The organism is Kitasatospora sp. NPDC058243, assembly GCF_042882025.1.
Lineage (GTDB): Bacteria > Actinomycetota > Actinomycetes > Streptomycetales > Streptomycetaceae > Kitasatospora.
In genome coordinates this window covers 123,315-134,401 of sequence record NZ_JBHVWW010000003.1, presented here as the reverse complement: position 1 = coordinate 134,401, position 11,087 = coordinate 123,315, and the positions used below count along the sequence as shown (strand labels likewise).

The 11,087-nt window shown below is 71.1% G+C and carries 8 protein-coding genes and 1 pseudogene; 5 read left to right on the top strand and 4 right to left on the bottom strand.

All coding sequences use genetic code 11. The features are described from left to right. Positions 1–208 precede the first annotated feature (208 nt). The 3 genes from ACFVX9_RS03655 to ACFVX9_RS03645 all read right to left on the bottom strand — a co-directional run bounded on the left by ACFVX9_RS03655 (position 209) and on the right by ACFVX9_RS03645 (position 2,183). Positions 209–784 carry a TerD family protein gene (locus ACFVX9_RS03655; protein WP_363620377.1) on the bottom strand — a complete coding sequence of 192 codons (576 nt, stop codon included), beginning with the start codon at positions 782–784 and terminating at the stop codon, positions 209–211. Positions 785–992: 208 nt separating this feature from the next. Beyond that, positions 993–1,451: a peroxiredoxin gene (locus tag ACFVX9_RS03650; protein ID WP_387980172.1), complete on the bottom strand. Its 459-nt coding sequence runs from the start codon at positions 1,449–1,451 to the stop codon at positions 993–995. Positions 1,452–1,742: 291 nt separating this feature from the next. After that, entirely contained in the window at positions 1,743–2,183 is a 441-nt protein-coding gene (locus tag ACFVX9_RS03645; RefSeq protein WP_063347441.1) for a DUF3052 domain-containing protein, read from the bottom strand. Between the two features lie 517 nt (positions 2,184–2,700). Here ACFVX9_RS03645 and aceE point away from each other — a divergent pair. Beyond that, entirely contained in the window at positions 2,701–5,451 is a 2,751-nt protein-coding gene (gene aceE / locus ACFVX9_RS03640; protein WP_380374941.1) for a pyruvate dehydrogenase (acetyl-transferring), homodimeric type, read from the top strand. A 208-nt stretch (positions 5,452–5,659) separates the two neighbouring features. Here the strand turns inward: aceE and ACFVX9_RS03635 are convergent, their stop codons facing one another. Next, positions 5,660–7,264 carry an MFS transporter gene (locus ACFVX9_RS03635; RefSeq protein ID WP_380480102.1) on the bottom strand — a complete coding sequence of 535 codons (1,605 nt, stop codon included), beginning with the start codon at positions 7,262–7,264 and terminating at the stop codon, positions 5,660–5,662. 215 nt (positions 7,265–7,479) lie between these two features. Between ACFVX9_RS03635 and ACFVX9_RS03630 the strand changes: the two genes are divergently transcribed. The 4 genes and pseudogenes from ACFVX9_RS03630 to ACFVX9_RS03615 all read left to right on the top strand — a co-directional run. Then, a complete protein-coding gene (locus ACFVX9_RS03630) occupies positions 7,480–8,169 on the top strand; it encodes a TetR family transcriptional regulator (protein ID WP_063347444.1) in 690 nt (229 codons plus the stop codon). A 187-nt stretch (positions 8,170–8,356) separates the two neighbouring features. Continuing rightward, positions 8,357–9,661, top strand: coding sequence for a sensor histidine kinase (locus ACFVX9_RS03625; RefSeq protein ID WP_380480100.1), 1,305 nt, complete (start codon positions 8,357–8,359; stop codon positions 9,659–9,661). Continuing rightward, the gene (locus ACFVX9_RS03620) at positions 9,658–10,332 is read left to right on the top strand and encodes a response regulator transcription factor (protein ID WP_063347446.1); all 675 of its coding nucleotides are present in this window, start codon (positions 9,658–9,660) and stop codon (positions 10,330–10,332) included. Before ACFVX9_RS03625 ends, ACFVX9_RS03620 begins: the two co-directional genes overlap by 4 nt. A 195-nt stretch (positions 10,333–10,527) precedes the next feature. After that, a pseudogene (locus ACFVX9_RS03615) lies at positions 10,528–11,087 on the top strand (hypothetical protein); the annotation flags it as partial.

Here is an 11,087-nt window from a genome sequence, read left to right as displayed (position 1 = left end):
TCTGGGGCTGTCCCGTTTTTTCCGGTGGAATTTCCGAAGCTCCCGCTCGAACAGCGCGTGGCTCGGCCACGAATCTGGGGTTTCCCCGGCCTCCTGAGGTTTTGGGCCCGCCCCGTACAAGGCTCCCGCGCCGGGCGACCGGCCGCCGTCCGGCGCCGTCCCGTGTCGCCCGGTGTCGTCCCGTGTCGTGTCGCCCGGTGTCGTCCGGTCAGACGTTGACGCCGAAGTCCTGGGCAATGCCGCGCAGGCCGGAGGCGTAGCCCTGGCCGATGGCCCGGAACTTCCACTCGGCGCCGTTGCGGTACAGCTCGCCGAAGACCATCGCGGTCTCGGTGGAGGCGTCCTCGGAGAGGTCGTAGCGGGCCAGCTCCGTGTTGTCGGCCTGGTTCACCACGCGGATGAACGCGTTGCGCACCTGGCCGAAGTTCTGCCCGCGGCTCTCGGCGTCGTAGATCGAGACCGGGAAGACGATCTTCTGCACGTCCGCCGGGACGCCGGCCAGGTTGACCTTGATCGCCTCGTCGTCGCCCTCGCCCTCGCCGGTGCGGTTGTCACCGGTGTGCTCGACGGAGCCGTCCGCGCTCTTCAGGTTGTTGAAGAAGACGAAGTTCCCGTCCGAGGCGACCTTGCCCTGCTCGTTGCAGAGCAGCGCGCTGGCGTCCAGGTCGAAGTCCGTCCCGGTGGTGGTCCGGACGTCCCAGCCCAGGCCGACGACCACGGCCGAGAGCCCCGGGGCCTCCTTGGTGAGCGAGACATTGCCGCCCTTGCTCAGGCTGACACCCACTTGTCCTCCAAGAATCGGGAGGCACGCCCTGGTGCCCCCGTGGTGCGGTTCGAGGCGCCGGCCGGCGAGCGGCTCACGTGCCCCACCCGACCAACGGACCGAGCGTAGTGCGCGGTTCCCGTCCGGACGTGCGAACGGGCCCGGCGCGGCTGTTCGAAGTTCGCGGGACCGGGCCCGCAGCCACCGCCACGGGCCTCCACGCGGGGCCTCAGAGGGCGTCGAGGGCCTTCAGGTACTCCTGCTCGTCCCGGGCGTCCGGGAGGTCGTTGACGACGCTCCAGCGCACCGTGCCCGCCGTGTCGATCACGAAGGTGCCGCGCACGGGGCAGCCCTTCCGCTCGTCGAGGACGCCGTAGGCGCGGGCGACCTCGCCGTGCGGCCAGAAGTCGGCCAGCAGCGGGAACTCCAGGCCCTCGCAGTCGGCGAAGACGCGCTGGGTGAACTGCGAGTCGCAGGAGACGCCGAGCACCTGGACCCGGTCGTTCTGCAGCTGCGCCAGCTCCCGCTGGATGGCGCCGAGCTCGCCGGTGCAGACGCCGGTGAAGGAGAACGGGTAGAAGACCAGGACGACGTTCCGCTCGCCCCGGAAGTCGGAGAGGCGGACCGCTTCGCCGTGCTGGTTGTTGAGCTCGAAGTCCGGAGCCTCGGTGCCGACCTCGATGGCCATGAACGTGACCTTTCTGACGCGCCCGTGCCGCGCGGGCGGCGCGGCCAGCGCCATCCTCGCATCCGTTCGGGCACGTTCCGCCGAATGGATGAGGGCGGCACCCGCACGCTTCACCGCTTTCGCCCTGGGCGAACGCGTTTCCGGGCCGGCTCCGAGGCCGACGCGACCCCAGGTGAACACGCTCCGTGATGACACGGGCGGGCGCCGCCCCCGGTTCCGGACCCCGGAAAACGATCGGGCCCCGCTGGAGGGATCCTCCAGCGGGGCCCGGTGCGGGGCCTCAGAGCCCGCTCAGCGCTTGCCGCCCGGCTTGGCCGTGGACTTGGTGGCGAGCCGGGTGGCCGCCCAGTCCTTGGCGACCGCGATCGAGCTGGTCTGGGAGAGACCGGCGGTGCGGGCCGCGTCCGCGATGTCGGACGCCTCGACGTGGCCGTCACGCCCGGTCTTGGGCGTCAGCAGCCAGATCAGACCGCCCTCGGCCAGGTACTCCAAGGCATCGACGAGGGAGTCGGTGAGGTCCCCGTCGTCGTCGCGGTGCCACAGCAGAACGGCGTCGGCGACGTCGTCGTAGTCCTCGTCGACGAGATCCGTCCCGGTGAGCTCCTCGATGCCTTCGCGGAGATCCTGGTCAGTGTCGTCGTCGTACCCCAGCTCCTGGATGATCTGGCCTTCTTCGAAGCCGAGACGGGTCGCCGGGTTGGACTTGTCCGCGGGGTCCGCGGTCGCGCTCACGGGAATAACCTCCAGTATTCGGCCCGGCATCCATGCCGAGGCTGTGGCCGTAGTCCACACGGGCGCGGCGGTTCGCGCAAGTACCCGACCCCCGATCCCCCCCAAAGGTTGACGTGCCACAGCGGGGACACGCCGTTCGATGTGTCGGAAATCACATCGATTTGCCCTTCTCTGCATGAGACAAGGATGCTTCGGGTGGTCCCGGCCCACAGGGCGTACGGATGCCCGAGATACGAACGGCATTCGGGTCCGCGCGTGCGCGGGCGTAGAGTCTCCTGTTGGCCCTCACCCCGGCCGCCCGCCATCGGGCGGACGGGACACCAGGTCGGACCACCTCTGTACGTAGCACCCGGGGGTGTGCGGGGCGGGCGAAGTCGCCCGGACCGCGCACCGCCAGACCGTCCCGCCCACCAGGCGGAACGGTTACCGATCGGTAGAGATGACGGATCTCCGAGCGCGGTAGCACGATGGAGGCGGCGCGACACACCTCAGTTTCGACCGACAGTGAAGGAACAGCGTGGCTTCCGGATCCGATCGCAACCCGATCATCATTGGCGGCCTTCCGAGTCAGGTCCCGGACTTCGATCCCGAGGAGACCGCGGAATGGCTGGAGTCGCTTGACGCGGCCATCGACGAGCGGGGGCGCGAGCGCGCCCGCTACCTGATGCTCCGCCTGATCGAGCGCGCCCGCGAGAAGCGTGTCGCCGTGCCCGAGATGCGCAGCACGGACTACGTCAACACCATCGCGACCAAGGACGAGCCGTTCTTCCCCGGCAACGAGGAGATCGAGCGCAAGATCCTCAACGCGACCCGCTGGAACGCGGCCGTGATGGTCTCCCGGGCGCAGCGCCCGGGCATCGGCGTGGGCGGGCACATCGCCACCTTCGCCTCCTCCGCGTCGCTGTACGACGTCGGCTTCAACTACTTCTTCCGCGGCAAGGACGCCGAGGGCGAGTCCGGCGACCAGATCTTCTTCCAGGGCCACGCCTCCCCCGGCATCTACGCCCGCGCGTTCCTGCTGGACCGACTGTCCGAGCGGCAGCTCGACGCGTTCCGCCAGGAGAAGTCGAAGGCCCCGTACGGCCTCTCCAGCTACCCGCACCCGCGGCTGATGCCGGACTTCTGGGAGTTCCCGACCGTGTCCATGGGCCTCGGCCCGCTCGGCGCGATCTACCAGGCCCGGATGAACCGCTACCTGGAGCACCGCGGGATCAAGGACACCTCCGACTCGCAGGTCTACGCCTTCCTCGGCGACGGCGAGATGGACGAGCCGGAGTCGCTGGGCCAGCTGTCGCTGGCCTCGCGCGAGGGCCTCGACAACCTGACCTTCGTGGTCAACTGCAACCTGCAGCGCCTGGACGGCCCGGTCCGCGGCAACGGCAAGATCATCCAGGAGCTGGAGTCCCAGTTCCGGGGCGCCGGCTGGAACGTGATCAAGCTGGTCTGGGACCGCAGCTGGGACCCGCTGCTCGCGCAGGACCGCGACGGCGTCCTGGTCAACAAGCTGAACACCACGGTGGACGGCCAGTTCCAGACCTACGCCACCGAGACCGGCCAGTACATCCGCGAGCACTTCTTCGGCAGCGACCTGCGCCTGCGCAAGATGGTCGAGAGCATGACCGACCAGCAGGTCCAGCACCTGGGTCGCGGCGGCCACGACCACAAGAAGATCTACGCGGCGTTCAAGGCGGCCCGCGAGCACCAGGGCCAGCCGACGGTCATCCTCGCCCAGACGGTCAAGGGCTGGACGCTCGGCCCCAACTTCGAGGGCCGCAACGCCACCCACCAGATGAAGAAGCTGACGGTCGAGGACCTGAAGCGCTTCCGCGACCGGCTGCACCTGCCGATCACCGACAAGCAGCTCGACGAGGGCTACCCGCCCTACTACCACCCGGGCCGCGACTCGGAAGAGATCCAGTACATGCACGACCGCCGCAGCGAGCTGGGCGGCTACGTGCCGACCCGCAAGGTGCGCCCGCGTCAGCTGGAACTGCCCGGCGACGACGCGTACAAGGCGGTCAAGAAGGGCTCCGGCAACCAGACCATCGCCACCACCATGGCGTTCGTCCGGGTGCTCAAGGACCTCATGCGGGACAAGGGCATCGGCAACCGCTTCGTGCCGATCGCGCCCGACGAGTACCGCACCTTCGGCATGGACTCGCTCTTCCCGTCGGCGAAGATCTACAACCCGCTCGGCCAGACCTACGAGTCGGTCGACCGCGACCTGCTGCTGGCCTACAAGGAGTCGCCGACCGGCCAGATGCTGCACGACGGCATCTCCGAGGCCGGCTGCACCGCCTCGCTGATCGCCGCCGGCTCCTCCTACGCCACCCACGGCGAGCCGCTGATCCCGGTGTACGTCTTCTACTCGATGTTCGGGTTCCAGCGCACCGGCGACCAGTTCTGGCAGATGGCCGACCAGCTGGCCCGCGGCTTCGTGATCGGCGCCACCGCCGGCCGCACCACGCTGACCGGCGAGGGCCTCCAGCACGCCGACGGCCACTCGCAGCTGCTGGCCTCGACCAACCCCGGCGTCGTCGCGTACGACCCGGCGTACGGCTTCGAGATCGCGCACATCGTCCAGGACGGTCTGCGGCGGATGTACGGCACCAGTGCCGAGCACCCGCACGGCGAGGACGTGTTCTACTACATGACCGTCTACAACGAGCCGATCAAGATGCCGGCCGAGCCCGAGAACGTGGACGTCGAGGGCATCCTCAAGGGTCTGCACAAGTACGCGCCGGGCACCGCCGGCCAGATCCCGGCCCAGATCCTCGCCTCCGGCGTGGCCGTGCCGTGGGCCCTGGAGGCCCAGCGCATCCTCGCCGAGGAGTGGAACGTCAAGGCCGACGTCTGGTCCGCGACCTCCTGGAACGAGCTGCGCCGCGACGCGGTGGAGGCCGAGGAGTTCAACCTGCTGCACCCCGAGGAGCAGCAGCGCGTGCCGTACGTCACCCAGAAGCTCCAGGGTGCCGAGGGCCCGGTCGTCGCCGTGTCCGACTGGATGCGCGCGGTGCCGGACCAGATCTCCCGCTGGGTGCCCGGTCAGTACCAGTCGCTCGGCGCCGACGGGTTCGGCTTCGCCGACACCCGCGGTGCGGCCCGTCGCTTCTTCCACATCGACGCGCAGTCGGTCGTCCTGGCGGTGCTCACCGAGCTCGCCAAGCAGGGCAAGGTCGACCGCAGCGCGCTGAAGGACGCGATCGACCGCTACCAGCTGCTCGACGTGGCCGCGGCCGACCCGGGCGCCGCCGGCGGCGACGCCTGATCACCCGCTAGACCATGAAGGGCCGGGCCTCCGAGCACGGAGGTCCGGCCCTTCGGCGTACCCGGGTGCACCCGGGCAGTCCCACCCGCCCGCGGCGGCGGATGACGGCACGCAGCGGCCCCGGACTCGGTCGAGTCCGGGGCCGTTGGTCGTCGGTCGTTGGCCGCTGGTCGTTGGCCGCTGGTCGTTGGTCGTTGGCCGCGCGGGATCAGATGTGGACGGCCGGGCCCGCGTCGACGGTGCCGCGGCGGGTGAGCAGGCCGAGCACGGCGGCGCCGAAGGCCACCACGGCGGCGACCGCGAAGGCGAGCGACATGCCGCTGACGAAGGAGTCGTGCACGGCGCCGGCCATCGCGTCCACCGCCTGCTGCGGGGTGCCGGCCGGGGCCGGCGGGACGATGCCGAGCTGCGCGGCCTGCTTGAGGCCCTCGGCCTCGGCGCCCTGGACCGGCGGCAGGCCGGCCTTGGCCCAGTTGCCGGGCAGCACGTCCCCGACCTTGGCCGCCATCAGCGCGCCGAGCACCGCGGTGCCGAGGCTGCCGCCGACCTGCATCGCGGCCTGCTGGAGGCCGCCGGCCACACCGGACAGCTCCAGCGGGGCGTTGCCGACGATCACCTCGGTGGCGCCGACCATGACCGGGCTGATGCCGAGGCCCATCAGGACGAACCAGAGCGACATCACGCCGGTGCCGGAGCCCGCGTCCAGGGTGGACATGCCGAACATCGCGGTGGTGGTGATCAGCATGCCGGCCACGATCGGGATCCGCGGGCCGAGCTTGCCGATCGCGATGCCCGCCACCGGCGAACCGATGATCATCATTCCGGTCATCGGCAGCAGGTGGACGCCGGCCGACACCGGCGACATCCCGTGCACATTCTGCAAGTAGAAGGTCACGAAGAAGATCGCGCCGAAGAACGCGAAGGCCATCAGCACCATCAGCAGGGTGCCCGCCGACAGCGGCACCGAACGGAACAGGCTGAGCGGGATCAGCGGCTCCTTCGCCCGGGCCTGCCAGAACGCGAAGAGCACCATCAGGACCACCGCGCCGCCCAGGAACAGCAGCGTGCGGGCGTCGCCCCAGCCCCACTCGGGGGCCTTGATGATGCCGAAGACCAGCGCGAACATCGCCACCGAGAGCAGCGCGATCCCGGGCAGGTCGAAGGACTTGGCGGCCTTCTCGGCCCGCACGTCCTTGAGGATCCACAGGCCGAGGCCGAGCGCGATCAGGCCGACCGGGATGTTGATGAAGAAGACCGACTCCCAGTTGACGTGCTCGACCAGCAGGCCGCCGACGATCGGGCCGGCCGCGGTGGAGGCGCCGATCACACCGCCCCAGATGCCGATCGCCATGTTGAGCTTCTCGGCCGGGAAGGCGCCGCGCAGCAGGCCGAGCGCGGCCGGCTGGAGCAGCGCGCCGAACAGGCCCTGGAGCACCCGGAAGGCGATCACGGTCTGGATGTTGCCGGCGAAGCCGATCGCGGCCGAGGTGGCGGCGAAGCCGACGGCGCCGACCAGGAAGGTGTTCTTGTGGCCGAACCGGTCGCCGATCTTGCCGGCCGTGATCAGGAAGACCGCCAGGGCCAGCAGGTAGCCGCTGGTCACCCACTGGATCTCGGAGGGCGCGGCCTTCAGGTCCGCCTGGATGACGGGGTTGGCGATGGCGACGATCGTGCCGTCCAGGGCGACCATCATCACGCCGACCGCGACGGTCAGCAGGGTCAGCCAGGGGTGCCCCTTGAGCCCTCCCCCGCCCGGTGGCGTGCGCTGCGGCGGGACGTCCGCCTTGGCGTTCTTGACGACGGACTGGCTCATCTGGGGCCCTCCGGGGGCGTGGCAGAGAACGGAACGTGGGCGTGGCGCCGCGACCCACCCGTCCCCACGAGTGCCCGGTCGGCGAGCGCCACTTCCGGCAGATTATGTCAGCCACTGACATTCGGCAAACACTGACTTCTGGCTCTGGCTGACATTTGTCAGAGCGCTAAGGTTGTGCTCCTCACCCCGCCCGCACGCGCTCGGAAGGCCCCGCCATGGCCGCTCGCACCCCCACCCCCACCGCCGCCCCGGGCACCCCCGAACGGCTGCCAGGGCTGCGCGAGCGCAAGAAGCAGCAGACCAGGGACGCCCTCGTCCAGGCCGCCCACGTGCTCTTCCTCGGCCAGGGCTTCGCCCGCACCACCGTCGACGAGATCGCCTCCGCCGTCGAGGTCTCCCAGCGCACCTTCTTCCGCTACTTCGCCAACAAGGACGAGGTCGCGCTCGCCGTGATGGCCGACGCCGAGGACTACTTCATCGAGTGCCTGTGCCGCCGCCCGGCCCACGAGTCCCCGCTCCAGGCCCTGCGCGCCGCGATCGTCCAGTCCTGGCGCGAACTCGGCGCCGAACACCGCAGCGGCCCCCGCTCGATCACCACCGCCCTCGAACTGATGCGGATGATCGAGGAGACCCCCACCCTGCTCGCCACCCACCTGCGCCGGGTCACCGAGCAGGAACGGGTGGTCGTCCGGGTAATCGCCGAACGCGAGGGCCTCGACCCGGCCGAGGACCTGCGGCCCACCGTGCTCGCCGCCGTCTTCGGCAGCGTGCTGCGCGCCGCCCACCTGTCCTGGACCCCCGACCAGGAGCCCGCCGGGCCCGAGGGCATGGTCGCCGTCATCGAGCGCCACTTCGACCAGCTCGGCCCGGCCCTGGCCGGCCACTGGCGCACCGGCCCGCAGTAGCACCGGCCACGCGGTAGTACCGGCCCGCAGTAGTACCGGCCCGCAGTAGTACCGCGGGCACCGCTCCCGGCCCCGGAACCGTGCCGGGAGCAGTAGTACCCGGGTAGCACCCCCTACTCCGGTAGCACTCCGATGTTCGACCCCAGTGCGACGACGGGCGGTCGGCACCCTCTTAGGCTGGCCCGCGATGAAGACGATCACCACGACCGAAGTCCGCGCGCAGGCCCTCCGGCTGCTCCGCTCGCTCCGGCACCACCTCACCACCCCGACCGGCGGGTCCACCCCGCTGCTCGGGGACTCGCCCCGGGCCTGGCTGCGCCGACTGCCGTACGTCGTCGCACTGATCATGCAGGCCTCGCTGATCCCCACCGGGATCGTCGCCCTGGTCGACTTCTACGGCGTCGCCGTGCCCATCGCCGGCGCGCTCACCATCGCCCAGACCGCGCCACTGCTGCTCGCCATCACCCGGCCGCTGGCCGCCTGGTGGATCAGCGCGGCCACCCTCGTCACCACGGCCTCCATCACCGCCCGGCACCACCAGCTCGGCGGCACCTGGCCGTGGACGGCGCCGATGATCCTGGCGTACGTCTTCCTGCTGATCGCGCTCGCGCTGCGGGAGAGCCGGGCCACCCTGATCGCGGTCTGGATCGCCACGATCCTGCTCACCCTCCTCACCACCACACTCGGCTTCCCGCACGCCGACGACGGCACCACCATGCTGCTGGTCGCCCTCGGCGGCGCCGCCCTGCTGCTCGGCTGGGCCGTCCAGGACCGCGCCGAGGCCCGCCGGCTGCTCGCCGAACAGGAGCACATCAGCGAGGCCGAACGCGAGCGGCGCACCCTGCTGGAGGAGCGCGCCCGGATCGCGAGGGAACTGCACGACGTGGTCGCCCACCACATGTCGGTGATCGCCGTGCAGGCGGCCAGCGCGCCGTACCGGATCACCGGCGTACCGGCCGCGGCCACCGAGGAGTTCACCGCCATCGCCGGCACCGCCCGCGAGTCGCTGACCGAGATGCGCCGACTGCTCGGCGTGCTGCGCAGCGAGGAGTCCGCCGCCGAGAAGGTGCCGCAGCCCGGGATCGAACAACTGCCGCAGCTGATCGAGACGGTGGGACGGGCCGGGGTCCCGGCCGAACTGACGGTGGATCCGGGGCTGGCCGAGGCGGTGCCGAAGGCGGTCGCCCTGTCCGCGTACCGGATCGTGCAGGAGGCGCTGGCCAACGTGGTGCGCCACGCGCCCGGCTCGCGGGCCCGGATATCCCTGGTCGACGAGGGCGCCACCCTGCTGCTGACCGTGGTGAACACGCCCCCGCCCCAGCACACCGAGTCGCTGGAGGCCTCCATGGAGGGCACCGGACAGGGGCTGATCGGAATGCGGGAACGCGCCCGGCTGGTCGGTGGCAGGCTGGAGACCGGCCCGATGCCGGACGGCGGCTACAAGGTCGCCGCCGTCCTGCCCCTCGAAACCCCCCGGGAGAAGCCCGCATGACCATCCGCGTGATCATCGTCGACGACCAGGCCATGGTGCGGGCCGGCTTCGCCGCCCTGCTCAACGCCCAGAGCGACATCGACGTGGTGGGGGACGCGGCCGACGGCGCGCAGGCCCTGGAGGTGAGCGGCCGCACCCACCCGGACCTGGTGCTGATGGACGTCCGCATGCCCGTCATGGACGGCCTGGAGGCCGCCCGCCGACTGCTCGACCCCGCCGTCCCCGGCGCGCACCGGCCCAAGGTGATGATGCTGACCACCTTCGACGTGGACGACTACGTGTACGAGGCGCTGCGCGCCGGGGCCAGCGGCTTCCTGCTCAAGGACGCCCCGCCGGCCGACCTGATCTCCGCGGTCCGGGTGGTCTCGGCCGGCGAGGCGCTGCTCGCCCCCTCGGTGACCCGCCGGCTGATCGAGGACTTCGCCCGCAACCGGCCGGCCCGGCGGCGCGACCCCAAACTGCGGCTCAACGGCCTCACCCCGCGTGAGACCGAGGTGCTGGAGCTGATCGCCCGCGGCCTGTCCAACCAGGAGATAGCCGGCCGGCTGGTCCTGGCCGAGCAGACCGTCAAGACCCACATCGGGCGCATCCTCGCCAAGCTCGACCTGCGCGACCGCGCCCAGGCCGTCGTCCTCGCCTACGAGTCCGGCCTCGTGACGCCCGGCCAGTGACGCCGGTCCGGTGACCCTCGGCGGCTCCAGCCCGACGGCTCCGGTCCGGAGACACCCCCCGTGGTACCCCGAGCGATACCCCGAGTAGTACCCCGGTAGCACCCGGGAGTTGGCCCCGCGGTGTGACGTCCGCGGGGCCGTCGCATTTCTACCTTCCTTTCCGTCGAAGTCGAACGGATCAGGGAGGGGCCGGACATGGGGAAGTTTCGGGTCAAGAGAGCCATCGCGGCCAGTACGGTGATGCTGGCCGCGGTGCTCGGTCTCGGCGGCTTCTCCACGGACGCCCAACAGGCCGTCACCGGCCCGCCGCCGGGCAGCGCCGCCTGGGTGGCCGACACCGCGCTCGGCCTCCACCCGCCCGACCCGGCCACCGCCAACCCGGCCGAAGTCGCCGCGTTCTTCGCCGAGTTGACGCCCACCCAGCAGGACGCGCTGGCCGTCCGGCACCCGCTGGTGGTCGGCAACCTGGACGGCGCCCCGGTCCAACTCCGGTACCGGGCCAACACGCTGGCCCTCACCGCGGAGCTCGGCCGCGAACTCGCCCGGGCCACCGACCCGGCGCTCACCCCGCAGGACCACGAGCAGGCCCGCACCCGCGCCGAGCGCTACCGCACCCTGCTGGACGGCGACCGCCGGATCCTCGTCTTCGACCCGCGCGATCGCGGGGGGGGGGGCGAGGGTCTTTGGGTGATCCGCCACATCACACCAATCGCCTCCCTTGTTCCCCGAGCGGTGAACCAGACCGCAGGACTCCC

What these genes read in the sequence shown, in the direction of transcription:
- ACFVX9_RS03650 (WP_387980172.1), bottom strand. Translation starts at nt 1,451, where the DNA reads ATGGCCATCGAGGTCGGCACCGAGGCTCCGGACTTCGAGCTCAACAAC.
- ACFVX9_RS03635 (WP_380480102.1), bottom strand. Translation starts at nt 7,264, where the DNA reads ATGAGCCAGTCCGTCGTCAAGAACGCCAAGGCGGACGTCCCGCCGCAG.
- ACFVX9_RS03630 (WP_063347444.1), top strand. Translation starts at nt 7,480, where the DNA reads ATGGCCGCTCGCACCCCCACCCCCACCGCCGCCCCGGGCACCCCCGAA.
- ACFVX9_RS03625 (WP_380480100.1), top strand. Translation starts at nt 8,357, where the DNA reads ATGAAGACGATCACCACGACCGAAGTCCGCGCGCAGGCCCTCCGGCTG.
- ACFVX9_RS03620 (WP_063347446.1), top strand. Translation starts at nt 9,658, where the DNA reads ATGACCATCCGCGTGATCATCGTCGACGACCAGGCCATGGTGCGGGCC.